Below are 25,360 nucleotides of genomic sequence, written 5' to 3' on the forward strand. Positions count from 1 at the left end.
GCATGGCGCTGGCGCGAAAACTCCTCGTCATTCTCAATGCAAAAGCACGCGATGCGCGCATCGAGTTCGCCAATGCAACTTGACACCACAGATAGTCGCTCATTGCCCTGCCGGGCATTTCTCCCCGTATAGTGACGGGGAGAAAGATACCGTGGTCGCCGCCTTCGCCATCATTGACGTTGCAAAGAAAAGCGCCGAGGCGGCTGCCAATTCCCTTCTCCCCGTCACTATACGGGGAGAAGGTGCCGGCAGGCGGATGAGGGGCAGCGCTGACCTTGGTGATGATTACCGCTAAACCAGCACCAGCCCCTGACGCATCGCAATGGCGATGGCATCCGTACGATTGGCGGCCCCGAGCTTGATCAGGATCGCGGCGACATGGAACTTCGCCGTGTGCACGGAAATGTTGAGCCGCCGCGCGATCACCTTGTTGGGCGCCCCTTCGGCAAGCAGCGCCAGCACTTCCGCCTCGCGCGGGGACAGCGCTGGCCGGGCGGCGTGCTCGTCCAAAACTTCATCCTCGAACGGCTCGCCTGCGTGGAAATCCTCGCGATGTCCGGGCGAGCGGCCATTGCCCGATATGCTGTAGCCAGCGGCGGCCAACCGCGCCGCCGCGGCGATCAGCAGGTCGTCCGCGCCGGCGGGCATGACGGCAAACACTTCGCCGGCAGGCCGCTCTGCGCTGGCACGCGCCGAGAGCAGCACCCGTGGCACCGAGGCCGGCACGGCATCACCGCTCCTGTCGTCAACGACCGCAACGTCGGCCCTGCCGCCGCCAACGACCACCGGCAGCAGGTCGTCGCTTGCGGCGAGCGAAGCCGCCAGGCGTTCGGCGCGCCCGGCATCGGCAAGCGCAATCAGCACCACCAGCCGCCGCGAAGCCGCGCTGTCGGTCCCGATCCGGTCGCGGGCGAGCGTTTCCATCGATCCTCTCAGCTCAGCGGCTTTTCGCCGATGGTCAGCACGACGTCGCGCTGCTCGCCGCCGCGCACGACACCCAACGTCACCGAAGCGCCCGCGCTGTCGGGCCCGAGCCGGCGGATAAGGTCGCGCGGACCATGCACGGCCTCGCCGTTCCACGCCACGATGATGTCGCCGAGCGACAGACCGGCGGCCTTGGCCGGGCCATTGTCGTCGAGGCTCATCACCATTGCTCCATGCGCGTCGCGGTCGCGAACCGGATGCAGGCCGGCGCCGAGATAGCCGCGAGCGACATGGCCCTTTTCACGCAAGGTGGCGACGGTCCGTTCGATCGTCTCGTACGGCATGACCAGCGCCCGCCCGCGCGGCCCGAACAGCAGCATGCCGATCAGCGCGCCCTTGGCGTCGAGCACCGGGCCGCCCTCGAAGCGGCTGCCGGCGCCGACGGCCAGATTGATGCGCCGGTCGATGGTGCCGCCGCGCATCGAGCGCCAGGCCGGACCAACCTCGCCGACCGAGCCGGACACAGCCAGTGCCGAACCCTGGCTGTTGCCAATGGCAATTGCGATGTTGCCCGGTCGAACGGCATCGGCCTTGGCAAGGACAGGCGCGGTGGCAGCATCCGTGGGCTTCAGCAGGGCAACGCCCGTCGAAGGATCGCGGCCGATGAGTTCTGCCTTCGCCGTCCCGCCCGAGGCCAGCGTCAGTTCGATCTCCTCGCCGGCTTCGACGGCTTCCTCGGCGGTGACGAAATAGCCGTCGCTCCAATGGAAGGCGCTCGCCGTGCGGTGACGATGGGTGGCGAAGCTTGCCGTTGCCGGCGCCGCCTGTGCCGCGAGATCGGCGACCGCCTGCGAAAATGCATTCAGATTGAAGTCGCTCATGATGATCTCCTGGGTTTTCTCATGCCCCAGATATCGCCCGGCAATGCGTCCGGAGGTACTCGCCTGACGGCTAGTTGCTGGTTTGACTGGCCATCTGGTCAGGTCGCGGCCGGTTGGGCCGCTCCGCACATATAGTCACAATCAAGCCTGAAAACACGGAGCCCGCCAATGGCCCTCGCCGCCGCCAAATTCCAATTTGATGAAACGTTGCTCGACGCCTATTCGACGACCGTCGCGGACGCTGTCGACCGCATCGGCCCGGCGGTCTGCCGCATCGAGCGCATCGGCGGCCCGGGCGGCCATGGCTCGGGCTTCGTCATCGCGCCGGACGGGCTGGTCGTCACCAATTTCCATGTCGTCGGCGATGCCAAGACGGTGCGCGTCTCGATGCCGGACGGCGCCTCAAGCGAGGGCCGCGTGCTCGGCCGCGACCCCGACACCGACATCGCCCTGGTGCGCGCCGACGGCAGCTTCGCCGATGTGGCGCCGCTCGGCGATTCCAAGCGGTTGCGGCGCGGCCAGATCGCGATTGCCATCGGCAATCCGCTGGGCTTCGAATGGACGGTCACGTCAGGCGTCGTTTCGGCGCTCGGCCGCTCGATGCGCGCTTCGACCGGCAGGCTGATCGACGACGTCATCCAGACCGATGCGGCACTCAACCCCGGCAATTCCGGCGGGCCACTGGTGTCGTCGGCGGGCGAGGTGATCGGCGTCAACACCGCCATGATCCACGGCGCGCAAGGCATCGCCTTCGCCGTCGCCTCCAACACCGCCAGGTTCGTCATCTCCGAGATCATCCGCTTCGGCCGCGTGCGCCGCGCCTTCATCGGCGTCTCCGCCGACACCGTAAACCTGCCGCGCCGCGCAGCACTCTTGTCGCAGGTGTCGACCAGCACGGCCGTGCGGCTGCGCAGCGTCGAGAAGGACGGCCCGGCAGCCAAGGCGGGTCTCAAGGAAGGCGACATCATCGCCGCCATTGACGGGCGCCCGGTCACCGGCGTCGACGACCTCGTGCGCATGCTCGACGCCGAGCGCATCGGCCGCGAGACACAGTGCACGGTGGTGCGCCGCACCGGCGTCAGCCAGGTGGCGGTAACGCCGGTGGCCAGGGCGAGCTGAGCGGCAACACCGCTGCCTATTTGATTTCCCGCCCTTGCCTGCCAAGCCGTGTCTTCAACAAGGCAACCAGGTCGGCCTGCTTGCCACCGAGACCCTCGAGGTGCGCCTTTTGCGGACGCTCGCGGAGCGCAACGCGCGTGGCGTGGAATCCAAGGGCGCGATAGGCTTCCATCTGTTCTTCGGAGAAAAATTGATCGCTCGTCGATTCATGCGGAAAGAGCGGATACCGGCGTTCGTAATCGAGCACATAGTCGGGCTCGTCACCGGTCACCGACGCCTTCACATAGATCAGGATGCCCTCGACAGGGTCATTCTCGTAGAGGATCCTGCCGACGGCGAAATGCCTTAGATGCAGGTCGGACTCAGGCGGGATGATCTTGTTGCGGTCAAGGTCCCGCGCCAACGCCGCATCCCTGACCGGGCGCCAGTCGAGCGATATGCGGGCGCCGAGATCAATTCGGGCAAAGCGCTGGACGTCGGTGAATGCGCCGAAATTCATGCCGGCATCCGCTTCCGCATCGATCACGACGATTAGTTTGCACCGGCGCTTGAGCAGTTGGTAGAGCCCGATATTGTCGATATGGCCGCCATCGGTTATGTAGACGCGAGAGCTGTCGGACCTCAGCAGGCCTAGTGCCTCCTGCAGCAGATAGAGCCGCAGTATGTCCTCCCAACTGCGCTTGGAAGGCTGCTTTCGCAGCGCGACACCGCTTGGGTTGGGGAGCCAGAACCCGAGCCGCAGATTGAGCAGCGCCAGTGTCGGGCCGAGCAGGCCAAGGCTGACGCGGCCCATGCTTGAAGAGACGGCAGCACCGGAAATCGCCACCGCCGCCGCGAGATCCAGCTGGCCCTCTTCCTTGACAATCGCCTCCGACGTCGCATAGCCGGTTGAACTGCTGCCGACATAGTGTTTTGAAAACAAGAAGAATTCGGCATTGCGGCCCCGCTTGCTCGGATCGGCCCATGGCAGGCTGACGGGTCGTGCGGCAACGGCGGGTGCGGGAGCCCGGTATCCTTGCGGAACGAAATCCGGCCCGCCCCACCAGTCCTTCAATCTCACCGTTGCGGCGATCTTTGCTCCAACCCAGTCACGGGCGCGAACAAGAATCGACCTCTTCGGAGCCTCGGAGGGTTGACCGGAATCCTTGGCGCGACGCACGTTCAGCGTGCCGTTTACCAGGAGATAGGGAGCCTTCACGCCAAGGTCGGGCAACCCAATGGGCGCGTCTCCGTCGCTGCCGCCAAGGCGAAACGCCTGTCGAAGCCGGTCACGGTAGAGCCGGTGCAGGCCGTTGGCATTCTCGGTGAAATTGACGGCAATCATTATGACGACGGCGCTGATGGCCAGGTAGTTGAGCAACACGGTGGATTCGTCGTCTTGCCACACCCCGTTGGCCGTCCTGGCGGCAAGGGCGAAGATGAAAGAGGTTGCCAGGGCCAGAAGTACCTTGATGACGACCGACCCGCTGTAATCATTCTTCATCGCGTTCAAGAAGCTGACCAGCCGGCTGGGTTCGTCATCCCTGGCGAGATGGCGGATCACGAAGTTTCGCAAAACCAGGAACAGCAGCATGCCACCGACAACAAGGGAGAAAAGCACCCGATTGTTGGCCACCAGCCAGGCGGGGCCGAAGGCATAGCCGTCGGCGCTGCCGATTGCCGGGGATATCTTGATGCCCCAGATGACGATGACCAGAAACACGCCATAGACGACCAGCGGAAGCGCCAGGCCGAGCGCCAGGAATGCCGCGCGTGCCAGATAACCGCGCAACTGGTGGCCAATCCTCGGCGAGTTCAGGGCTTTCTGCACCCAGGAAACCAGTATTCCCCGGAAAGCGGCGGTGGCCGTTATCACCGCGGCGGCGGCCGCCATCAGCGCCTTTATCGCCTCCAATGCCGTCTGATGACTTTGACCTCCCTTCGGGGAGGTTATCTCGACCAGCCACAGGATGATCTTGGGCTGAACTTCGACCAGGAACAGTCCGGCTGTGATCAGCAACAGGCGGCGGACATCGCTTGCCCATCTGCTGTCCTGTTCGAGATGCTCACCCTTGCGCGCCGAGGCATAACTGTCGGAGTAGGACCGCCGCAATCCCCATGCCACCAGCCAGATGGCGAAAACCGCCAATGCCGTGTGTGACAACACAAAAGGATTGGCGATCACCGATTTTACCACGCCGGCCCACCCGTCCGCACCCCAACCCGAGCCCCCAGCGAGCCAATTCGCAACGTCGAGAATGATGCTGTGCCCCAGATGGTCGGTGGTCGGATTTGTCAGGATGGCGAACGTCGCCAGCGGCAGAATCAGAGTCAAAAGCAGCAGGAAATTGACCATCCAGCCGCGCATCAGAATGCCAAGCGACAGCGTGATGTCGCTGGCGCCGTGTGGCGCCAGGAAACGGCTGCTATCGCGGATATGGCCCACAAGCGTGTTGTCCTTCACATCGTCTTCCGAGGCGAAGGGGAACTTGATTTTTTCGGCCTGCTTTCCCTGTTGCTTCTGCTCGACTTCCTGGCGCGTCATGTCGGCGACCATCGCCGAGCCGATATAACCGCCGCCCGACACCGTCGATAGATAATCCATCCGCGGCGTCAGGCCATATTGGTCAAGCGCCTGAAGCGCGCCAAGACAGAACGAAGCCGACCTTATGCCACCCCCCGAGAGCGCAACACCAAACAACCATGACGGATCATTTTCAGCGGTGGAATCGGCGTCGGACTTCTTGTTGCGATCGTGATCCCCGACAATTTCGTTGAGCGCCCTTCGGCGCTCCTGGATTGCCAGATATTCCTCCTTAAGAACCTCGTTGAAGTCGTCTGTGTATGAATTCTTTCTAGACTGCTTCTTCTGTTCGGACATAGCCACCCCCGTTGCCACCTGTTCTACAACAATACGACGGCGCCATTTCCGCAAGGCCTGCTTCTGCTTGAGGAGAAAAAATAATGGAGAATCGGCGCCTGGAGGGCCGCCCAGCGGCGAGGTGACGTCGGTTCCTGTCGGACCCCGGCGCTCAAGCCCCCGCCGCGCCTTCCGCATACTGCGCCAGGAACTCCTCGCTGGGCGGGATCGGCTTGATGACGTCGATCAGAACCCCGTTGGGGTCCTTGGTGATGAAGTGGCGCTGGCCGAAAGGCTCGTCGCGCAGCGTGCGCAGGATCGGCAGGCCGGCAGCAAGGATCCGCTCATAGACCGCATCGGGATCGCGAACCTCGAAATTGATCAGCAGGCCCGAGGTGCGCCCTCGCCCCTCCTCCGGGATAGTCTCGTGGTCGCCCTGGACGATGCCGAGGTTCACCCTGCTGTTGTCCACCGATCGCAGGTGCACGTACCAGTCGCTCGTAAACAGGTGCTGGAAGCCGAAATGCTCGACATAGAAGGCCGCCGTGCCGGCGACATCGCCGGTCATCAGCACCGGGTAGTAGCTCGTCGTCTTCATCTTTCTTTCTCCGGTCAATTAACATACAGTCTGCATGTAAATTCGAATAACATACAGGCTGCATGTATGCAACATGAATCCGGACGCCGCTCGAACCGCGACCGCACCGAGGCGACACGCGCCGACCTGATCGCGGCGGCGCGCAAACTGTTTACGGAGAAGTCCTATGCCGAGACCGGCACGCCGGAGATCGTCGCCGCCGCCGGCGTGACGCGTGGCGCGCTCTACCATCACTTTGCCGACAAACAGGCGCTATTCGCCGCCGTGGTCGAACAGGAAGCCGCGGCGGTGGCGAAGGAGATCGACCGCGCCTCACCGCCTTCGCTCAGCCCCCGCGATGCGCTGATTGCCGGGTCAGAAGCCTATCTCACCGCCATGCGCGCGCCCGGCCGCACGCGGCTCCTGCTGCTCGACGGCCCGGCCGTGCTCGGCCGCGCCGCCATGGATGCGATCGACAACCGCCACGGCAACCGCTCACTGCGCGAAGGCCTTGTCGCGGCCATGCGGGCACGATCGATGACAAAGCTGCCCGCGGAGGCGCTGACGGCCCTGCTCGGTTCGGCTTTCGATCGGGCGGCGCTCGCCATCGAGGCGGGCGCATCCGCCGAGGATTACCGCGCCGTCCTTATGGCGCTGGTCGACGGACTGTCGCGTGCCTGAAGTGGGTCCCTAGTCAGCTCGGTGTTCGCGAGCAAAGCCTCCCTCTCAGACCGGCAGCCCGAGCTGCTTTCGCAGGCTCTTGTCGAATGCGGATGCGGGAACGAAACGGCGCAAGAGACTGACTTGGCGCGCCATCTTTCCCGCCGCATAGCGCCCCCTCGCAGCGGGATCGGTGGCCGCTTTCAACACCGTCGCCGCCACCACTTCGGGCGCATCGCCGTTTTCCATCGATTTCCGCACGGCCAAGGTCATGCCGGCGCGCGCAGAGTCATAGATATCAAGCACCTGGTCGGGGGCGGCGAGATTCTCCTCGAATGACGTACGGGTATAGGCGGGCTCCACCAGCGCAACGCGAATGCCGAATGGGCGCAGTTCATGGTCGAGCGATTCGGAATAGCCCTCGATGGCATGTTTGGTCGACGCATAAAGCGCGAAATAGGGAGCCGGGATGAACCCTTGGACCGAACTCAAATTGACGATTCTGCCCTTTCCCTGGCGCCGCATTGCCGGCAACACCGCGTTGGTCACGCGCAACACGCCGAAGACGTTCACGTCGAACAGCGCCTGGGCCTGGGCGGTCGAGGACTCTTCCGCGCCGCCAAACAGACCCATCCCGGCATTGTTGACGAGCAGGTCGATGCGTCCAGCCTTGGCCAGAACGTCATCGACCAGTTTCGCCACGGACGCGTCATCGGTCACGTCGCAGGTCAGCATTGTGACGCCGTCGGTCGTCTCGCCCGCCGCGCGACGGCTGGTTCCGAACACGCGAAAGCCCGCCTCGAGCAGGGCCTTGGCCGTTGCGTGCCCGATGCCGGAGGATGCCCCGGTGACCAGGGCGACGCCGAGATTGGTTTTGTTCATGGGAGTTCTTTCTTTGGCCAGGGTTGCGTTTCGAAAATGTGTCCCGCTGATCGTCCACGGTCAGCGGCTCATCACCGGCCGCTCCGGCGCCCGTACCGGCTGGCTAGTCGGTCCAGCGCCGGAACAACGCACTGGCGTTAACCCCGCCAAAGCCGAAGCCATTGGAGATCGCGTAGTCCATCTCCATTGGCCGGGCGTGGTTTGCGACGAAGTCGATCCCGTCGCCGGCCGGATCGGGGGCGCTCAGATTGAGGGTCGGCGGTGCGACCTGGTCCCTGAGCGCCAGCACCGTGAAGATGGCCCCCAGCCCGCCGGCGGCTCCGAGCAGATGTCCGGTCGCCGACTTCGTTGCGCTGACCGCTATGCCGAATTCCGTGCCGAAGATCCTTTTGATCGCCTCGATCTCTCCCGCATCGCCGACCGGCGTGGAGGTCGCGTGCGCGTTGAGATGGCGGACTTCCCGTGCCGAAATGCCGGCTTGGGCGATCGCGATCTCCATGGCCCGGCGCGCACCTTCGCCATCCTCGGGGCCGGACGTGATGTGATAAGCGTCCGCCGTCGTGCCGTAGCCGACGAGCTCGGCCAGCGGCTTGGCGCCGCGCGCAAGCGCATGGCTCAAGGACTCGACGACCAGGATGCCGGCTCCTTCGCCCATGACGAAGCCGTCTCGCAGCATGTCGAACGGACGGGACGCCTGATCGGGACGGTGATTGAAGGAGGTCGAAAGGGAGCGTGCCGCGGCAAAGCCGCCGAGGCTGACCGCATTCATGCAGGCTTCCGTTCCGCCGCAGACCGCGATGTCGGCCTCATTGGCACGGATCAGACGCGCCGCGTCGCCGATCGCCTGAATGCCGGCCGCGCAGGCCGTCACCGGAGCGCCGAGCGGCCCCTTGAACCCGTGTCGGATGGAAATTTGTCCCGCCGCCATGTTCACCAGGAAAGATGGCACCGTGAACGGCGAGAGACGCCGAACACCGCGCTGGTCGACGGTTCGCACGGCTTCGGTTATCGCGGGAAATCCTCCGACACCCGAAGCGATGATCGTCGCGGTGCGCGCCTTGTCATCGTCCGAGACTGGCTTCCACCCCGCTTGGGCCAGCGCCTCTTCCGCCGCCGCCAGTGCAAAGACAATGAAGCGGTCCGCCCTGCGCTGTTCCTTCGGGGCCAGGACGGTGTCTGGATCGAAGCCGGCTTCGGGGTCTTCCTGCAACGAGGGAACCGTTCCGCCGACCTTCGCCGGCAGGTCTCCCACCATTTCGACCGGCAGGCTCCGTATGCCCGAGCGGCCAGCCAGGAGCCGGGACCAGGAAGTCGCTACGCTGGCCCCAAGGGGGCTGACTGCTCCCATGCCTGTAATAACGATCCGACGCATCTGTACTCCAGCTGTCATTCTGCTTGATCCGTTCGCGCGATGGCGCAGCGCGGGCGCCCGGTCGCGATCACCGCCTCTATTCCTGCGCGGCCGCAATTCGCCTGACTTCGCCGGCGGCGGCATCGAGAAAACGCTGCGACATCTCTTCATCTCCAAGGATGCGGGAGATCGTCACGGCACCCACCATCAGCGACAGCATCGCCATGGCCTTGCGATGGGTTTTTGGACCTTTTGCCGCCGGCATCAGTTCGTTGAGAACCTCGAGGTGGGCTGCGATGCCATCCTGGAATGGCGCCCTGACCTCCTCTCCTTGGCGTGCCGCGTCCGAACCAAGCGCCACGATCGGACAACCGTCGCTCTTCTCTTCGCGATGCCCGACGGAAAGGTAGAGCCCGATAAGGGCTTCAAGGGGGTCGGGGCTTCCGGCAGCAACAGCCGACCATCTGCGGGTTGCGTGTTCCATCGCTCGCCGCGATGCCTGCACTGCCAGATCCTCCTTGGAGTCGAACTGCTTGTAGAATCCACCTTGAGTAAGGCCGGCACCCTTCATCAGATCCTTCAGTCCGATGCCATCGAAGCCGTGTTCTCGAAAAAGCCGGCTCGCCGCGTTGATCACCGCGTCACGATTTGCCTCCGCTTGCGTGCGGCTGACTCGCATCTTGCTCTCCAATTTAGATTTCGTTCGACATCAATAACAAGGATAGAGTTTGAATGCAATCTAATTTGAATCGTGCCCCGCCGGTGGCAGGGAATGGAATGGCGACGCAACCGGAACTCTCCAATCTCGTTATCTCAGGGCTCAACTCATCCCTCGAGGCTTACATTCGGGACCGCCAGATGAAAAAGACCTATGAAAAACCGACACTACGCAGGCGTGGGAGATTGACGGCCCGCACGGCGCAGATCGTGGTTTCCGGGGTGACGGTGATCCGATGATGTCCGGGGCGGGAACTGGAAGTTCGGCCTGCGATTTGCCGGGTCAGATACCAGAACCCGACGCGCCAAGGATCTCCGGCTCGTCCTCGGGCACCTCGCCCGGCTCGAACTCGTTGAAGCAGCCGAGCCCGCGCTTGAAGCGGTCGATCAGCCAGGCGGCCGCCGGCTTCGGGCTGCGGTCGTTGCGGTGCATGGCAAACAAGGGCGAGCTCGTTTCCTTGTAGGGTTCGAGATCAAGTTCCACCAGGCGGCCACTGGCCAGATCGTCGGCGATCAGCCAGCGCGGCAGCCCGCCCCAGCCCAGCCCCTCGCGCATCAATATGTGCTTGGTGCGCATGTCGGTCAGTCGCCAGGTGCGGTAGGCGAAGACGCCGTAGTCGCGCCCCTTGGTGCGCTCGGACTGGTCAATGACGACGAGCTGCGTGTGCTCGCGCACATCCTCGAGCGCCAACGGCTTCGGCAGCAGCGCCAGCGGATGGCTGGGTGCGGCCGCCGGCACCAGCGACATGAAGCCGATGCGCACGAGGTGCACGTCGACATCGCCAAGCAGGCCGCCAATGCCGAGATCCGCCTGGCCGCTGACGACGAGATCGGGAATGAGACCGAGCGTGCCGATATGCAGGCGCAGCGTCACTGTCGGGAACTGCCTTTCGAACGCCTTCAGCACCCGCACCAGCACGGGTGAAGGCAATGCCACGTCGACCGCCAGCGCCACCTCGGTCTCCAGCCCGTGATGGTGCCCGTCGACCCGGGAACGGATGCGTTGCAGCATGCTGATCATGCGCCTTGCGTCCTCCAGCATTGCCCGGCCGATCTCGGTCAGTTGCGGCTCGCGCGTACCCTCGCGCTCAAACAGCTTCAGCCCAAGCTGCGCCTCGAGATTGGCGATGCCATAGCTGATGACGGATTGCGCCCGGTTGAGCTTGCGGCCCGCGGCCGAGAAACTGCCGGTGTCGGCGACGGCCACAAGGATCTGAAGCTGGTCAAGGGTCGGGTTGGGCTGCATCGTTGTATCTATTTTATGGATGGATCGTATAGAAAATATACCAGTTTATTTGATTGGTTGATAGCCCCATATCTGGCGGGACAACTCACCCCACTGGAGAAACCCGCTATGTCCATTCTTCTTGTCACCTCGAGCCCGCGCGGCGCTGCCTCGCACTCGACCCGCATCGCCACCGAATTCGCCCAGAAGCTTCTCGCCGCCGACCCGTCGAACACGCTGGTCGTGCGCGATCTCGTCGCCAACCCGCTGCCGCATATCGATACCGATTATGCGACCGGCATCTACACCCCGGTTGAAGCGCGCACCCCGCGCCAGGCCGAAGTGGTGGGCGTTTCCGACGTCGTGCTCGACGAGTTGTTTGCCGCCGACACGGTGATCCTTGCCACCGGCTTCATCAACTTCAACATCTCCTCGACGCTGAAGTCCTGGGTTGACCACATCGCCCGCTCCGGCCGGAGCTTTGCCTATGGCGAGAACGGCCCCAAGGGCCTCGTCACCGGCAAGAAGGTCTATATCGTGCTGGCTTCGGGCGGCATCTATTCCGAGGGCGCGGCTGTGCAGCTCGATCACGCCATTCCCTATCTGCGCGGCGTGCTCGGCTTCCTCGGCATGACCGATGTCGATGTCATCCGCATCGAAGGCGTCGGCATGGGGCCTGACGCGGTTACCGCGGCGCTCGCCAAGGCGACCGCCAAGGTCGATGCCGTGGTGGCCAGCCAGCAGGTCGCTGCCGCGGCGTAAGGCTCTCGATCATCTGAACTCGAAAGGCAGGCGTTCGCGCCTGCCTTTTTCATTTTAGCCAATGAAATGCCTGAGCAGGCCCGCCGAAGCGACGCCGATCAGCACGGTCGGCAGCATGGAAAGCCGCGTCGCGGCGATGAAGGTGACGGCCAGCGCCAGAAGGTCGGCGGGATTGCGCGACACGAAGGCCGGCGCGATGACCGAGATCAGCACGCAACCGGGTGCCGCCTCCATCACCGCGGTCGCCCGCGCGCTCAGCACACGGTTGCGCAGGACGACATAGCCGCCGATCCGTGTGAGATAGGTGACGCCGGCCATCAGCACGATGGTGAAAAGGGTTGTCATGTCGATCATGCATCACCTGCCATCAACCAGGCAGCAAGCAGCCCCGACACCGCACCCGCCGCGACATACCAGGCGCCGGGAATGAAGAGATAGACAAGGGCCGCGACGACTAGGCTGACCAGCCAGGGCCGCGCCGCCGCCACGCTCTTCCACATGCCGCGCATCAGCGCCAGGAAGACGGCCGGAAACGCCATGTCGAAACCATAGGTCCCGACATCGCCCAGCATCGGGCCGAGCAAGGCGCCGAGCGAGGTGAAAGCCACCCAGGTGAGATACATCGCCAGCGCGGCGCCCATATAGTAGCGCGGGCTGAAGGCCGGGCCGATGCCCGCGGCGGCGCGCTGCTTGGCGTCGGCCAGGCCCAGCGCCCAGCTTTCGTCGCACATGAGGAACAGCGCCGGGAAAACCTTGCGCCGCGGCAGTTCGCGCAGGAATGGCGCCAGCGCCGCTCCCATCAGCAAATGACGGCTGTTGACCAGGAAGGTGATGGCGACGATGAGGAGGATATGCGGCGGCGACGTCCACAGCTGGATCGCCGCGAATTCCGAGCCGCCGGCGAAGTTCAGCCCGGTCATCATCGATAACTCGACCGTGCTCAGCCCCTTCTGCGTGGCCTGGGCGCCAAGCACCAGCGCGTAGGGAATGGTGCCGACCAGCACCGGCGCGCAGGACGTCACACCACGACGGAACTCGGATTGCGAACCATTGCCGGCCGCTTCGACTGCCTGTGAAATGCTCATGGTCTGCCACAGGCCAGCCTCACAGCCGCCCTGCCCTGCGTTTGAAATTTCTTGGGTGTCAGGAGCAAAACATACCCACACTTCTCGGCAATTTGGTTGCGAAGATTGTTGTCTTTGAGCCAATTTTGGCATTCACTGTCACATATTGCCAGGAAAATGGAATTAAACACCATGAAGCTCGACGACATCGACAAGCGCATCCTGCGGGCGCTGCAGCGCGACGGCCGCATGGCCAACAATGATCTGGCAAATGAGGTCGGCCTGTCGCCCTCGCCTTGCCTGCGGCGCGTCAAGCTGCTGGAGGAAGCCGGCATCATCGACCGCTATGTCGCCGTGATCAATCCGGCCAGCATCGGCAAGGGCCTCACCTTCTTCACCCGCATCTGGCTGAAGGCGCAGGACGAGGACACGATCGAACATTTCGCCACCGAGGTGGCCAAGCTGCCGCAAGTGATGGAATGCTATCTCATGCTGGGCGACTGCGACGCCATGGTGCGCGTGGTGGCAGCCGGCATCGACGACTACCGCCGCTTCCAGTCGGAACATCTCAGCCGCATCAAGGGCGTGCAGAACGTCAAGACCGACGTGCCGAGCCAGACGATCAAATACACGTCGGAACTGCCGATCTAGGACAGGCCAGGAATGCAGCAGCTTGCAACTCGAAAGCACGATCGAAAATGGAGGTCAAATCCAGGGAGCCAGTATTTCGGGGCACCGCCGCAATCCGGGCATCCAGACTGGATAAAAAATGCAACCAGATTGTAGGATGAACGCCGATGCCGGCGTCCTACGGACGCAAGCGCACGGCGAAGCTGGACCGTGCCGCCTCAAGACTGCGTTCCGGCATGGGAGAAAACCATGAACCTTTCCTACCGTTGGGTCATCGTCGCGGCTGGCGCGCTGATGTCCTGCGTCGCCATCGGCACCATGTTCTCGCTGGCGATCTTCCTCGAACCCATGGCGCTCGATACCAACTGGTCGCGCGCGGGCATTTCGAGCGCCATGACACTCAACTTCCTGGTAATGGGCCTCGGCGGATTCGCCTGGGGAGCCCTGTCCGACCGGTTCGGCGCCCGCATCGTCGTGACGATCGGTGCCGTGCTGCTCGGGCTGGCGCTGGTGCTGGCAAGCCGCGCCGGTTCGCTTCTCACCTTCCAGATCACCTATGGCGTGCTCGTCGGGCTTGCGGCCAGCGCCTTCTTCGCGCCCATGATCGCGCTGACCTCAGGCTGGTTCGACACCAATCGCGGGCTGGCGGTATCGCTGGTCTCGGCCGGCATGGGCGTGGCGCCGATGACGATCTCGCCCTTGGCCCGCTGGCTGATTTCGGCCTATGAATGGCGCACCGCCATGTTCGACATCGGCCTCCTGGCCTGGGTGCTCCTGCTGCCCGCCGTCCTTCTGGTGCGCCAGCCGCCGAAGCCCGCCGCCTCCGATGCGGCCGCGGCGCCAGTCGCCGAAGGCGCCGGCCTGACGGTCGGGCAGGCGCTGCGCTCGCCGCAATTCATCGTGCTGGGGCTGACCTTCTTCGCCTGCTGCGCGGCCCATTCCGGCCCGATCTTTCACATGGTCAGTTACGCCATGCTGTGCGGCGTCGCCCCGATGGCCGCTGTCTCGATCTACAGTGTCGAGGGTCTGGCTGGGCTCGGCGGCAGGCTGCTCTACGGCGTGCTTGCCGACAGGCTCGGCGTCAAGCCGGTGCTGATCGCTGGGCTGGCGATCCAGGCGATCGTCATTGCCGCCTATCTCTCGATCAGCCAGCTCGACCAGTTCTATATGCTGGCCGTCATCTTCGGCGCCACCTATGGCGGCGTCATGCCGCTCTACGCGGTGCTGGCGCGTGAATATTTCGGCCAGCGCATCCTCGGCACCGTGTTCGGCGCCGCCACCATGCTCTCCAGCCTCGGCATGGCCCTGGGGCCGCTTGCCGGCGGCATGATCTTCGACGCCTATGCAAGCTACCATTGGCTGTTCATCGGCTCGGCTGTCATCGGACTGGGCGCCGCGGGCATAGCCATCGCCTTCCCGCCGCTGCCACGCAGGACGTTGCAGACGGCATAATGCATGCCGCCCGGAAGTGTCCTCGGTTCCGGCATAACGAAATGCATAAAATCACCTACAGCAGGTCGGGCGAATCCTATTCGCCGCGACATGCTGTAGGCACGACCGGACGGCAATCGCGGCCAGAAACAAGCGGGCTTGACGGGCCAATGGCCGGTCAAGCCACCGCCTGCTTCGGCGTCACGCCGACTTGAGGACCGTGAAAGGCCGTTTTTGAATGGCCCGTTTGGCCTGGAAATTCGCGGCCGGAGCCGGGCGGCCGACATGAAAGCCCTGGACCTTGTCTATGCCGAACTGGCGCATGAGGAGCATCTGCTCCTCGGTCTCCACCCCTTCGACCAGGATTTTGTGGCCGCGATTTCTGACCAGCGCGATGATGTCCTGCAGCATCGCCATGCCCTTGGGGGTGCCGCAGTCGTGGAGAAACGAGCGGTCGATCTTGACCGTATCGAAATCGATGAGACGAAGCCACGAAAGGCCGGCGAAGCCCGTCCCGAAATCATCGAGCCAAATCCTGATCCCGAGCAGCTTCAGGTCGCTGATGCAGCGCAGGATGTCGGAGTGCATCTCCATCTCCAGCCCTTCAGTGATCTCGAAGGCCAGCCTGTTGCCGGTCACGCCGGTCTCGCCCAGAATGGTCGCGACCGATGTCGCGAAGCCGGGCGTCTTGAGCTGGATCGGCGAGACGTTGACGCTGACGACGCGCACGTGATCCTGCGCCAGGAGCTCGGCGCACACCGTCCTTATTGCCCAACGCCCGAGTTCGAGGATGGCGCCGGTCCGCTCCGCGACGGGAATGAACAGGCTCGGCGGAACCAGGGTGCCGTCCAGCATCTTGAGGCGCATCAGCGCCTCCACGGCCTCGACCCTGCCCGACGCGACGTCCTGGATGGGCTGATAGACGAGCGAAACGAGATCCTGGCCGATCGCGATCTTCAGCAAAGCCGCCAGGTTCTCGCTCTCGTCGCTGCTCTGGGGATCGGTCGGATCGAACAGCCGGACACAGTTTCGGCCGCTGGCTTTTGCCAGATAGAGCGCTCGATCGGCCTCGTGGATGATCTTTTCCAGCTTGGCGGCGGTCTGCTTCCTGGTGAATGCGGCGCCCACGCTCGCCGTCACGATCGCGATGCCGTCCCGCCGCAACTCGTGCGCGATCGCCAGGTTCTCGACCGTGCGGCAAATGGCTTCCGCGAGATCCGCGACCTGGTCTTTCCTGCCCATGCGGGCCAGGACGATGAATTCCTCACCGCCATAGCGGCCGATGGAGCCGTCATATTGCTTGATCAGCTCGCTGAGCGCATTGGCGACCTGGATCAGGCAACGATCGCCTTCCTGATGGCCATAGCAGTCGTTGAACTTCTTGAAGAAGTCGACGTCGATGAGGATCGCCGCAAAACCATGGCCAAGCTTTTGCCAGTCATTCCAGTAGTCGCGCAGTTTCTCGTCGATCGCGCGCCGGTTCTCCAGACCTGTAAGCGGATCCGTCCGTGACAGCCTGAGCAGGGCCTTGCCGCGCTCGGTGGCCTCATTGTGCTGGATCTTGGCTTCCAGCGCGTTGAGGAAGACATTGTAGCGCTCTTCGTTCAGCTTCCAGTTCACATAGGACGTGAACGTGAAGCACGAAACGTAGAAAGTGCCAAATACCATCTTGTATGTCAGCGACGCCGGCAGAAAGTAGTTCACCACATACAAGATACACAAAATTATGGTCGACGTTATGATCGACACTTTGAACCGGAACGTGAAGAAAAGATTGGCACTCATCATGAAGATGGTGCCGAAGACCATGTAATAGGCGACGCTTTCCTTGTTCGCGCCCATGGAGGCAGGGCCAAGCCAGCCGAGATAACCGAAGATGATGGCCCCGGCGCAGGTCACGTCAAGCCAGTCCGTGGCGACTCCCCGGCGAAGCTGTGCTTCCAGAACCAACAGTGCGGTCAGTCCGACAGCGAAGCGGGCCGTGATCGTAAGGGCCGCGACATCCGGTATCAGCAGCAGATCCGATACCGAAAACAAGACATAGATGACGACGGCGATCCAAAGGCCCGGCCTGGCCTCCTTCCTTCGCTTCGCCTGGGCTTCCGTCCGGTAAAGGATACGAAGTTCAGCCGCCCCCAGTTCCTGGCGCGGGTCGTGCGGTTCCGAATCCACCGCATCGGCCACTCTGGACGACGCGCGTTCGTTCACGACGAATCCCGGCTGAAGGGCATCTCGCGTTCCGAATTCTTTTGCAGCTTCTGCCCCCAACGCAGACCGACTCCTTGGGCACGACACGTCTTGCCGCGCGATCAAATGCAATGACGCAGGACAAGTTTCCGTTAACTCGAACCCGGAATCCCCTCCTTAAAAACCCCAAAGAATTGACATGGTTAGCGGGAAATTAATCATACCGATAAAATGCCCGCGAGCCGACATTGGCAAATCGAGTATTCTAAGCAATAAGTTAACTGACTGTTAACTATGGAGCCTTGGTGTGCAAACTGTCTTTGACGGCCAGAGTCTGATTACCGCGGAGGCGATCGCCGGCGGTCTCCGTCGCGGAAAGCCCGAGCATCACGGCGAAGCGTTCGAAACCGCTCGCGCGGAGCTGGCGCTCATCCTCCAGACGACACAGCAACAGGTCGAGCAGCAAAAATCTCCCGCCGAGATCGTTCGCCGCCTGCTGTCGCTCCTCAACGCGCTGCGTGCCAAGGTCCATCCCGACGTGTGGCAAGCCTTGATACCGCTGGTGCAGAACCACCCGCTCCAGAAGTACTTTCTCGAGGATCCGCTGACGCATTGGTCCTTCACCAAGCCCAGGGGGTATTCCGGCGACGCGCAGTTGCTCGACTACATCTATTGTGACCCGCACGTGGCCGAGAGCGTGGCAAGCGCCTCGGAGATCGGCAAGGCGCTTTACAGCCATACCCAGAACGTTCCGTCATGCGTCGCGGCACGGGAACGCCGCGATCTGCTGACCCGCTATGTCGATGAAACCGCGGCCAAGAATGGACCCGAAACCGAAGTCCTGGCGATCGCGGCCGGCCATCTGCGCGAAGCGAACCGTTCGACCGCATTGGCCGAGGGCCGCCTCAAGCGCTGGGTCGCGCTCGACCAGGATCCCCAGAGCGTCGGACTGATCGCGCGCGACTTCCAGGGCACCGCGGTCGAGGCCATCGACGGCTCGGTACGCACCGTGCTCACCAGGAGCCAAAAGCTTGGCAAGTTCGATCTCATCTATGCGTCGGGCCTTTACGACTACCTCCAGCACAATGTCGCCGTGAAACTCACCAAGACATGCCTGCAGATGCTGAAGCCGAACGGGACATTCCTGTTTGCGAACTACGCCGAGGGCACTCCGGACGCCGGCTACCGGGAAACGTTCATGGACTGGGTGCTGCTGCTGCGGTCGGAGGTCGACATGTGGAACATCATCAATGCCAGCGTCGACCGCAACACCGTCGAGGCGCAGGTGTACTTCGGCGAGAACCGCAACGTGCTCTACGGCGTCATCCAAAAGCGCGGATGATACCCTGACGGCACACCGGCTGATATAAGGACCTCGAGCGCTTCAGACGGAGTGCTCGAGGATGTTGGTCTGCTTTTGGTCTGCTTCACGCGCATCCGCGCTCTTTCAGGAATGGCCGGCCCTACCCGAAAATTCGCTCGCCCTGTTCGTCGACCAGCTGGATGCCCTTCTTGATCGAGATGTCGACGGCGTCGTCCAGCCCGGCAAAGCGATCGGCGCGGATGAATTTGTGCTCCTTCACCACGCCATCGACCTCCTTGGAGACGACGCCGCAGGTCTGGTACTGGCCCTCGGTCTTGTAGGGCGTGGCGCTGATCGTGAACCCCTTGTGTTCGACCTGCTTGGCGGGCGCGGCACTTGCAGGCTCGGCCGCTTCGCCGCCACCGCCGCCGAAAAGACGTTTCAGAAAAGACATCGCTCAAATCTCCTTGTCGCCTGCGACCGCCGTCGGTATGCGATTCACGACGTTGTTTTCCCAGCATGCGCGAATGTGCCGCCTCGTTCCAGCCCCCTGATGAAGACAGAGACGAGGAGCGCGATCTGCTGGTCGATCTCGTCCGCCTGCCGGCGCACGGACCTGGCCGCATAACCGCTGGTGACGATGCCGTGCACGCTTGACCAGAGGGTTCGCGCGGCGATCCGGCGCGTGTCCTCGTCGAGATCGAAGCCGCCATCGGCAAGGACACTGGCGATGATCTCGAACAACTGGTCGAGCCGCGCCTCATAGACATCGGGCTCGGTCAGCACCGGACGCCGCCTGTTGAAGGCAAGCAGCGCCGGCCAGCTGCCGGGATGAGCCTCGACGAAGCGCACATAGGCGCCGGCCAGTGCCATCAGCCGTTGGCGCACGTCGGTGATGCCGCGCCTGCCAAGGTCGGCCATCGCCGCCGCCCCCGCGACACCCAGCCGGTCGAGCAGCCGCATGTTGACGGCGCGGTGCACACCGTCGAGATCGGAAAACAGATTGTAGACCGAGCCGACCGAGATGCCCGCCTGTTCGGCGATGGTCCTGGCCTTCAGATTGTCCATGCCGCCTTCGTTGAGCAGCGTCTCGGCAATGACCAGCACCCGCTCGCCCGCCTCTTCCTTGTCCAGTGCCATGCTTTTCCTTCTGAATGAGCGCGCCTTGCGGATGGCCTGCTGTTCGCGACCCGATGCCGCTTCGTTTACCATATGCCGCGCATCGTGAACAGCGTTCAAAAAAGCTCTTGAACAGTGTTCATTTCCTGTTACGTTGGCATCGTGAACATTGTTCACAGAGACTTCGAAGGGAGAAGAACCATGCTTAGCCTGATCAGAACATTGCTCGACGGCGCGAGCGCACGGCCGAGGACGGCCTGAAGGATCGCTTCGCCATCGACCTTCTGGCACAGCGCATTCGCGATGCCGAGACGGGACTTGCCGCCGCCAAGCAGACGCTTGCCTCACTGATCGTGCGCCAACGTGCCGAGCAGGCCGGCCTCGACCATCTCGACCGCCGCCACGCCGACTTGGAGACACGCACGATCAGCGCACTGGCTGCCGGCAACAACGGGCTGGCCGAAAGCGGTGCCGCGGCCATCGCCGAACTGGAAAATGAACGCGAGGTCCGCCGTGCCACGGTTCATAGCCTCAGCGAAAAGACCTTGCGGATGCGCGTTTCGGTGGAGCGGGCGCACCGCCGCATCATCGACCTCAACCAAGGCATGATCTCGGCCCGGGCCATCGATGCCGAGCGCAAGGCGCAGTCGCGTCTCGTCAGGTCGATCGGTCATTCGGCGAGCCTAAACGACGCCGAGGAGCTTTTGGCCCGCATCAAGGGAGCCAGCGATCCGTTCGAGGAGGCCGGCATTCTCGACGAGATCGACGGCGAGCTGCGTCATGACGCGATCCGCGACCGCCTTGCCGACGCCGGGCACGGCCCGGCGGTGAAGGTGTGCGCCAGGGACGTGCTGGAACGCATGAAGACCATCAACTGAAGACCTTGGACCTGACCACAATCCTGTCAAACCCGACTTCGATCCAATCAAAGGAACACGACAATGAACAGCAACCAGACCTACATCATGTTCAACACCGTCTCGGTCGGCGCCGCCTACTTCATGCTTGGCCTGTCGCTGTGGCTGGCGCCCGTCGACTTGTCGACCAAGGGCTACTGGGGCATGGGCATCCTGCTGCTCACCGGCAGCCTGGTGAACCTGGTCAAGTATCGCACCGACGAGCGTATCTCCGCCGAGACCACCGCCAAGATCGAAAAGGCGCGCAACGAAAAGCTGATCAGCGAATATGTCGGCAAGGAATGATGCCGGCATGGCCCCACGACAAAAGCCCGGGTCTCCCCGGGCTTTTTTGCGGTCTAACTGGCAAGATCCGGTCTTGCTGGCTCAGCGGTGTGTAAGCGCTTCCAGCGCTTCGGCGGCGGCTTCGAGAATGGCGATCGCCTCGGCCTGCTTTTCGGCAGGGGCATCGACGATGTCGCCGAGCGCCGCGCGCAGCCGGTGGCGGATGGCGCGGAATTCGTCACGCGTTTCCGAGCGTTCGCCACGACCGCCACGGCCGCCGCGACGGTCCTCGCCGTCGTCGCTCCAGCCGAACCAGTCGCGCGCCTTGGCCATCTTGCGGCCGAAGCGCTCGAGGTGTTCGAGCACGCCGTCGATCATCTCGCGGTTGTCGGCCAGATGCGCCTGCCCGGCCTCGGTGATCGAAAACACCTTCTTGTTGCCTTCGCTCGACGAGACGGCATAACCGGCCTCTTCCAGGAAGGTCAGCGTCGGGTAGACCACGCCAGGGCTCGGGCTGTAGATGCCGCTGGTGCGCTCCTCCAGCGCCTTGATGATGTCGTAGCCATGGCGCGGCGCCTCGGCCAGCAGCGAGAGAGTGATCAGCTTGAGGTCGCCGTCCGCTAGCATGCGCCCGGCGCGAAAGAAGTCGCCCGGGCCACCGCGCCCGCCGCCCCTGCCCCCGAACGGACCGAAGCCGCCGCCGCCTCTGCCACCGAACTTGCCGGCCATGTGCATGAACATGCGCTCGCCGAAATGATGATGGTCGGAATGATTGTGTCTGTGCATTTGATTGCTCCTTGAGTTCTATCTTACGATATATCTTAATTAGGCACACCAAACTGCTGAGTCAAGATATATCTTACGATGTATCTGGCCATGAGCCAAGCGACATCCATGGCGTCGACGCGTCAGGCCCGGCTGGGTTGGATAGTGTGGAGGGAGGCTACCAGCGGGCCTTGCGCCGATTCCAGGCGTAGAGCAGATCGGCGAAGCGATCATAGGCAAGGCGGGTCAGCGGCAGCACGAGCCGATTGCCGAACAGGCTCGCCAGCCAGCCCTCGCCCGGCGTTGCCAGCCAGACCGCGATCGCGACGTCGGCGCCAACGAGCAATCCACCCTCGGCATCGGTCGCATGCAGCCGGCGGCGGATGTCCTCCAGCGAGGCGCCATGCGACGACAGCGCATCGGGCTCCAGGTTGATATCACGGAACTCGATCCGCCCGGCCTTGACCGCCTCGATCAACCGCCGCTTCTGCCGGCTGATGCCGGCATCGCAGACCGGGCAGCGCGTGTTGTACCAGACGGTCAGCGCTGGCCCTGGCATCGGTCAGCCGTGATCGTGCCGATGGTGCAGGTCGGGATAGTGCGGATGCTTGTGACGCAGCGGCGCATGCCGGTGCCAGTGCGAATGCGGCTCGCTGACCGGCCCGTCATGATGATGCTGGTGATGCTCGTCATGCACATGGCTGTGCTCGTGTTCCAGCGCTTCGTGGTCGTGCTCGTGATCATGACGCTCGGACAGATGCAGCCACAGGCCAACCCCCATCAGCAGACCGGCAATGCCGAGCTTGAGCGTGACGGCATCGCCCAGCATCAGGATCGCCAGCAACGCGCCGATGAAGGGAGCGAGCGAATAATAGGCTCCCGTGCGTGCCGTGCCGAGATGCCGCAGCGCGAGGATGAACATGACGAGGCTGACGCCGATGCCGAAGAAACCGACGGCGGCCGTGGCCATCACCGTGGTCGCGGCCGGAAACGCCGCGCCGGAGGCGAGCGCCAGCCCGACATTGGCGGCGCCCGCCACCAACCCCTTCAGTATGGCGATGGCCACCGGATCGGCCGCCGATATCTTGCGGGTGAAATTGTTGTCCAGGCCCCATGCCAGGCAGGCCCCCGCGACAAGCAGCGCGCCAAGATTGAAGGCAACGCCTTGCCCCGCCCAGGACAGCAGCAGCGCGCCCGCCAGGATGGCGAAGGCGCCGAAAAGCAGGCGCCGGTCGACATTCTCGCGATAGACGAGCCAGGCAATGGCCATCGTCGCCAGCCCCTCCAGATTGAGCAGCAGGGCGGAACTGGACGCCGTGTTGAGGGTGAGGCCGAACATCAGGAGCACCGGCCCGACGATGCCGCCCATGCCGATCGCCAGCGCCAGCCACGGAATATCCCCGGCGGCCAGGCGCGCTTCGCCGGCGCCGGCTTGCCTGCCGCGCAAGAGCCGGTACAGCGCCAGGCCAATGCCGGCGCCGAGATACAGCAGACCCGCCAGCATGAACGGGCTGACGCTGTCGAGCAGCAATTTGGACAGCGGCGGCGTCGCGCCGAACAAGGCGGCCGAGCCAAGGGCAAGCGGCACGCCTGGCCACAGATGCGAATGGGACTGTGCTTCGGACATGGCTCACCCTATCACGGCGGCGCGCCATGTCATCGACGAGACCGCACGACACGGCTTGCGCCGCTTCCAACAGACGCGTCAGTTCCGACGCATCGCGGCCTTCAGCCCGACGCATTTGTTGTCGCGAAACAGCGCCCACTCCTCGCACAGGCGACCATTGGGCAAGCGGCAAAACCCGTATTCGTTGCCGGCCTTGTCCTTCCTGACCACGAAGCGCCCGCCGATCGCACCGCAATGGACCGATGCCGGATTGGCCATGCCGACCGATTTTTGCGCGGCGGCGCCGGCATCGACGGGCATCATGGATATCAAGGCAAGGCCGATGGCCGGTATCCAAAAAATGTTCATCGCGATCTCTCCTGGCCGCATGTCTACCATGGCCAGGCGTCCTGTCCCGAGGCAGATGTCGAATTTGTCGGAACGCCGGATCAGGTGCCGTTGAGGCGGCACCTGATCCGGCCGTCGGAAAACCTCATTATCCAAGTGAGGTGATGATCTCGCGATAGGCGAATTCGGGGAAGGCCTTCATCGTCCGCGTCCTGATGTTGCCGGCTGCCGCCAGCATCAGCGAGAAACGCGCCAGGATCGCGTCGTCGGGCGCCTCGACCACCGCCACCATGTCGTACTCGCCCATGGTCAGGTAGAACGCCTTGAACGATCCACCCATCTCACCCAATTGTTTCCTGGCGGCGTCGAGCCGCTTCGGTGACTCGCGCAAATTTTTGGCGCCCTGCTCGGTCCAGTTCATCAGCACGATGTAGCTTGTCATGGCACACCTCCCTCCGGGGCCACGGAGCACGGCAACGAGGCCGTTGGTCTGTCGACACGGCCTCGACCGGGGCGGGCTTCCGGGGTTGTCGCCCGAAAAATGCATCCGACGTCGGATTATCCTCCCGCTGCCGACGTCCCGCAAGCGCTACCGCGCCGGCACCCATTGCAGTGAGCGTGGCCAGTTGAAGCCCTGTTTGAAAACCCGCTTGATTGCGGCAATCTCCGTCGTGGCGTCAGCCCGGCAAAACGTCCGAGGCCCGTCCAGCCGCCGGAGAGCTTCATGCGCGAGACAACAGACCTGCCACCGGTACAGATCGACATTCCCGCCGCATGGACTGGTGAGGACATGGCGAAGCATCCCGAGAGGTGGCTGCTCGAACTGGAGCCTTCGGACGTCGCCGAGCTGGAATTGGCGGCGACCCGCTTTCTCGCTCGCTCACACGATATCGGCGGTCTGACCCAGGCTGATTTCCCTTTGCCTCGTCTGGGCGGCCATCTTGCCGCGCTTCGGGAAAAACTGATCGCAGGCATCGGCTTCGAGGTGCTGCGCGGTCTCCCGGTCGAAAGATATTCCGCCGAGATGGCGGCAACGATCTTCTGCGGGGTTGGCGCCCATCTGGGTAGCGCGCGGTCCCAGAATGCCCAGGGCCACATCCTCGGCCATGTCCGCGACATCGGCGCCGACGCCAGGGACACCAGGACGCGGATTTACCAGACGGCGGAGCGCCAGACATTTCACACCGATTCCGCCGATGTCGTCGGCCTGCTCTGCCTGCAAGACGCCATGCAAGGCGGCGAGTCCCTGCTGGTCAGCACGGTGACGATCTACAACGAGATGCGAAAAAGACGGCCTGATCTCGTCCGCATGCTGTTTGATCCGATCGCCACCGACCGGCGCGGCGAAATACCGGAAGGGCAAAAGCCCTATTTCGAAATCCCGGTGCTCAACTGGCATGCCGGACTGCTGACCGGCATCTATCAGCGCCAGTACATCGACAGCGCGCAACGCTTCCCCGATGCCATGCGACTCACCGCCGCCCACGTCGAAGCGCTGGATCTCTTCGACAGCCTCGCCAATGATCCCCTGCTAAACCTGTCGATGCGGCTTCGGCCCGGCGACATGCAGTTCGTCTACAATCATTCGCTGCTTCACGACCGCACGGGCTTTCGCGATTGGCCGGATCCGGCCAAGCGGCGTCATATGCTGCGCCTGTGGCTGTCTATCCCCGGCGACCGGCCGCTGCCGGACTGCTTCCGGCAGCGTTATGGCTCGATAGAGATCGGCGACCGGGGCGGCATCATCATCAAGGGCGCGCGGCTGAACGTGCCGCTGCTTTGACACCTG

28 protein-coding genes are annotated in these 25,360 nt (G+C 63.5%); 10 read left to right on the forward strand and 18 right to left on the reverse strand.

What is annotated here, in order from left to right; genetic code table 11:
- Window positions 1-291 precede the first annotated feature (291 nt).
- On the reverse strand, window positions 292-924 hold the full coding sequence (locus EN850_RS30590; RefSeq protein ID WP_136092802.1) for a helix-turn-helix transcriptional regulator: 633 nt from the start codon (window positions 922-924) through the stop codon (window positions 292-294).
- A gap of 8 nt (window positions 925-932) precedes the next feature.
- A complete protein-coding gene (locus EN850_RS30595; RefSeq protein ID WP_136092803.1) occupies window positions 933-1,805 on the reverse strand; it encodes a S1C family serine protease in 873 nt (290 codons plus the stop codon).
- A gap of 168 nt (window positions 1,806-1,973) precedes the next feature.
- Between EN850_RS30595 and EN850_RS30600 the strand changes: the two genes are divergently transcribed.
- Window positions 1,974-2,924, forward strand: a complete 951-nt coding sequence (locus EN850_RS30600) for a trypsin-like peptidase domain-containing protein (RefSeq protein ID WP_136092804.1) — start codon at window positions 1,974-1,976, stop codon at window positions 2,922-2,924.
- Between the two features lie 16 nt (window positions 2,925-2,940).
- On the opposite strand, the gene EN850_RS30605 is transcribed toward EN850_RS30600, so the two are convergent.
- Together EN850_RS30605 and EN850_RS30610 are read right to left on the reverse strand one after the other, a co-directional pair.
- Window positions 2,941-5,784 (reverse strand): patatin-like phospholipase family protein, encoded by a 2,844-nt coding sequence (locus EN850_RS30605; RefSeq protein WP_136092805.1) that lies wholly within the window; start codon window positions 5,782-5,784, stop codon window positions 2,941-2,943.
- A 151-nt stretch (window positions 5,785-5,935) separates the two neighbouring features.
- The gene (locus tag EN850_RS30610) at window positions 5,936-6,361 is read right to left on the reverse strand and encodes a VOC family protein (RefSeq protein ID WP_136092806.1); all 426 of its coding nucleotides are present in this window, start codon (window positions 6,359-6,361) and stop codon (window positions 5,936-5,938) included.
- A 66-nt stretch (window positions 6,362-6,427) separates the two neighbouring features.
- On the opposite strand from EN850_RS30610, the gene EN850_RS30615 reads away from it, so the two are divergent.
- Window positions 6,428-7,021, forward strand: coding sequence for a TetR/AcrR family transcriptional regulator (locus EN850_RS30615; protein ID WP_136092807.1), 594 nt, complete (start codon window positions 6,428-6,430; stop codon window positions 7,019-7,021).
- A 45-nt stretch (window positions 7,022-7,066) separates the two neighbouring features.
- Here EN850_RS30615 and EN850_RS30620 read toward each other — a convergent pair whose 3' ends face one another.
- The 3 genes from EN850_RS30620 to EN850_RS30630 all read right to left on the reverse strand — a co-directional run bounded on the left by EN850_RS30620 (window position 7,067) and on the right by EN850_RS30630 (window position 9,912).
- Window positions 7,067-7,882: an oxidoreductase gene (locus EN850_RS30620; RefSeq protein WP_136092808.1), complete on the reverse strand. Its 816-nt coding sequence runs from the start codon at window positions 7,880-7,882 to the stop codon at window positions 7,067-7,069.
- A 103-nt stretch (window positions 7,883-7,985) separates the two neighbouring features.
- Window positions 7,986-9,254, reverse strand: a complete 1,269-nt coding sequence (fabF, locus tag EN850_RS30625; RefSeq protein WP_136092809.1) for a beta-ketoacyl-ACP synthase II — start codon at window positions 9,252-9,254, stop codon at window positions 7,986-7,988.
- A gap of 76 nt (window positions 9,255-9,330) precedes the next feature.
- Complete coding sequence (locus EN850_RS30630) at window positions 9,331-9,912, reverse strand: TetR/AcrR family transcriptional regulator (RefSeq protein WP_136092810.1); 582 nt, start codon at window positions 9,910-9,912, stop codon at window positions 9,331-9,333.
- 179 nt (window positions 9,913-10,091) lie between these two features.
- Between EN850_RS30630 and EN850_RS36575 the strand changes: the two genes are divergently transcribed.
- Complete coding sequence (locus EN850_RS36575; protein ID WP_189343773.1) at window positions 10,092-10,190, forward strand: putative RiPP precursor; 99 nt, start codon at window positions 10,092-10,094, stop codon at window positions 10,188-10,190.
- Window positions 10,191-10,233: 43 nt separating this feature from the next.
- Here EN850_RS36575 and EN850_RS30635 read toward each other — a convergent pair whose 3' ends face one another.
- Window positions 10,234-11,196, reverse strand: a complete 963-nt coding sequence (locus EN850_RS30635) for a LysR family transcriptional regulator (protein ID WP_136092811.1) — start codon at window positions 11,194-11,196, stop codon at window positions 10,234-10,236.
- Window positions 11,197-11,304: 108 nt separating this feature from the next.
- Between EN850_RS30635 and EN850_RS30640 the strand changes: the two genes are divergently transcribed.
- On the forward strand, window positions 11,305-11,937 hold the full coding sequence (locus EN850_RS30640; protein ID WP_136092812.1) for an FMN-dependent NADH-azoreductase: 633 nt from the start codon (window positions 11,305-11,307) through the stop codon (window positions 11,935-11,937).
- Between the two features lie 54 nt (window positions 11,938-11,991).
- Here EN850_RS30640 and EN850_RS30645 read toward each other — a convergent pair whose 3' ends face one another.
- Window positions 11,992-12,291, reverse strand: coding sequence for an AzlD family protein (locus tag EN850_RS30645; protein WP_136092813.1), 300 nt, complete (start codon window positions 12,289-12,291; stop codon window positions 11,992-11,994).
- Complete coding sequence (locus tag EN850_RS30650; protein ID WP_136092814.1) at window positions 12,288-13,022, reverse strand: AzlC family ABC transporter permease; 735 nt, start codon at window positions 13,020-13,022, stop codon at window positions 12,288-12,290. Before EN850_RS30650 ends, EN850_RS30645 begins: the two co-directional genes overlap by 4 nt.
- A gap of 171 nt (window positions 13,023-13,193) precedes the next feature.
- Between EN850_RS30650 and EN850_RS30655 the strand changes: the two genes are divergently transcribed.
- Together EN850_RS30655 and EN850_RS30660 are read left to right on the forward strand one after the other, a co-directional pair.
- Complete coding sequence (locus EN850_RS30655) at window positions 13,194-13,652, forward strand: Lrp/AsnC family transcriptional regulator (protein ID WP_015316228.1); 459 nt, start codon at window positions 13,194-13,196, stop codon at window positions 13,650-13,652.
- Window positions 13,653-13,880: 228 nt separating this feature from the next.
- On the forward strand, window positions 13,881-15,083 hold the full coding sequence (locus EN850_RS30660) for an MFS transporter (protein ID WP_135931663.1): 1,203 nt from the start codon (window positions 13,881-13,883) through the stop codon (window positions 15,081-15,083).
- 180 nt (window positions 15,084-15,263) lie between these two features.
- On the opposite strand, the gene EN850_RS30665 is transcribed toward EN850_RS30660, so the two are convergent.
- Window positions 15,264-17,270 carry an EAL domain-containing protein gene (locus EN850_RS30665; protein WP_127870062.1) on the reverse strand — a complete coding sequence of 669 codons (2,007 nt, stop codon included), beginning with the start codon at window positions 17,268-17,270 and terminating at the stop codon, window positions 15,264-15,266.
- Between the two features lie 286 nt (window positions 17,271-17,556).
- Between EN850_RS30665 and EN850_RS30670 the strand changes: the two genes are divergently transcribed.
- Entirely contained in the window at window positions 17,557-18,591 is a 1,035-nt protein-coding gene (locus tag EN850_RS30670) for a class I SAM-dependent methyltransferase (protein WP_127278825.1), read from the forward strand.
- A 121-nt stretch (window positions 18,592-18,712) separates the two neighbouring features.
- Here EN850_RS30670 and EN850_RS30675 read toward each other — a convergent pair whose 3' ends face one another.
- Window positions 18,713-19,006 (reverse strand): HlyU family transcriptional regulator, encoded by a 294-nt coding sequence (locus EN850_RS30675; protein WP_127278827.1) that lies wholly within the window; start codon window positions 19,004-19,006, stop codon window positions 18,713-18,715.
- 44 nt (window positions 19,007-19,050) lie between these two features.
- Window positions 19,051-19,692, reverse strand: coding sequence for a TetR/AcrR family transcriptional regulator (locus EN850_RS30680; RefSeq protein WP_136092815.1), 642 nt, complete (start codon window positions 19,690-19,692; stop codon window positions 19,051-19,053).
- A gap of 275 nt (window positions 19,693-19,967) precedes the next feature.
- Between EN850_RS30680 and EN850_RS30685 the strand changes: the two genes are divergently transcribed.
- Together EN850_RS30685 and EN850_RS30690 are read left to right on the forward strand one after the other, a co-directional pair.
- Entirely contained in the window at window positions 19,968-20,549 is a 582-nt protein-coding gene (locus tag EN850_RS30685) for a PspA/IM30 family protein (RefSeq protein WP_246689305.1), read from the forward strand.
- A gap of 63 nt (window positions 20,550-20,612) precedes the next feature.
- Window positions 20,613-20,873: a YiaA/YiaB family inner membrane protein gene (locus tag EN850_RS30690; RefSeq protein ID WP_127280449.1), complete on the forward strand. Its 261-nt coding sequence runs from the start codon at window positions 20,613-20,615 to the stop codon at window positions 20,871-20,873.
- Between the two features lie 81 nt (window positions 20,874-20,954).
- Here the strand turns inward: EN850_RS30690 and EN850_RS30695 are convergent, their stop codons facing one another.
- The 5 genes from EN850_RS30695 to EN850_RS30715 form a co-directional block, all read right to left on the reverse strand.
- Entirely contained in the window at window positions 20,955-21,638 is a 684-nt protein-coding gene (locus EN850_RS30695) for a PadR family transcriptional regulator (protein ID WP_135930539.1), read from the reverse strand.
- A 157-nt stretch (window positions 21,639-21,795) separates the two neighbouring features.
- Window positions 21,796-22,176 (reverse strand): DCC1-like thiol-disulfide oxidoreductase family protein, encoded by a 381-nt coding sequence (locus tag EN850_RS30700; RefSeq protein WP_135920901.1) that lies wholly within the window; start codon window positions 22,174-22,176, stop codon window positions 21,796-21,798.
- A gap of 3 nt (window positions 22,177-22,179) precedes the next feature.
- Window positions 22,180-23,244 carry a DMT family transporter gene (locus EN850_RS30705; RefSeq protein ID WP_136092817.1) on the reverse strand — a complete coding sequence of 355 codons (1,065 nt, stop codon included), beginning with the start codon at window positions 23,242-23,244 and terminating at the stop codon, window positions 22,180-22,182.
- A gap of 78 nt (window positions 23,245-23,322) precedes the next feature.
- On the reverse strand, window positions 23,323-23,592 hold the full coding sequence (locus EN850_RS30710; RefSeq protein ID WP_136092818.1) for a DUF333 domain-containing protein: 270 nt from the start codon (window positions 23,590-23,592) through the stop codon (window positions 23,323-23,325).
- 127 nt (window positions 23,593-23,719) lie between these two features.
- Window positions 23,720-24,013, reverse strand: coding sequence for a GYD domain-containing protein (locus EN850_RS30715; RefSeq protein ID WP_127280454.1), 294 nt, complete (start codon window positions 24,011-24,013; stop codon window positions 23,720-23,722).
- Between the two features lie 282 nt (window positions 24,014-24,295).
- On the opposite strand from EN850_RS30715, the gene EN850_RS30720 reads away from it, so the two are divergent.
- Window positions 24,296-25,354: a TauD/TfdA family dioxygenase gene (locus EN850_RS30720; RefSeq protein ID WP_135931662.1), complete on the forward strand. Its 1,059-nt coding sequence runs from the start codon at window positions 24,296-24,298 to the stop codon at window positions 25,352-25,354.
- Window positions 25,355-25,360 lie beyond the last annotated feature (6 nt).

It is taken from the genome of Mesorhizobium sp. M8A.F.Ca.ET.207.01.1.1 (genome assembly GCF_004794715.1).
In the GTDB taxonomy this organism is placed as follows: Bacteria; Pseudomonadota; Alphaproteobacteria; order Rhizobiales; family Rhizobiaceae; genus Mesorhizobium.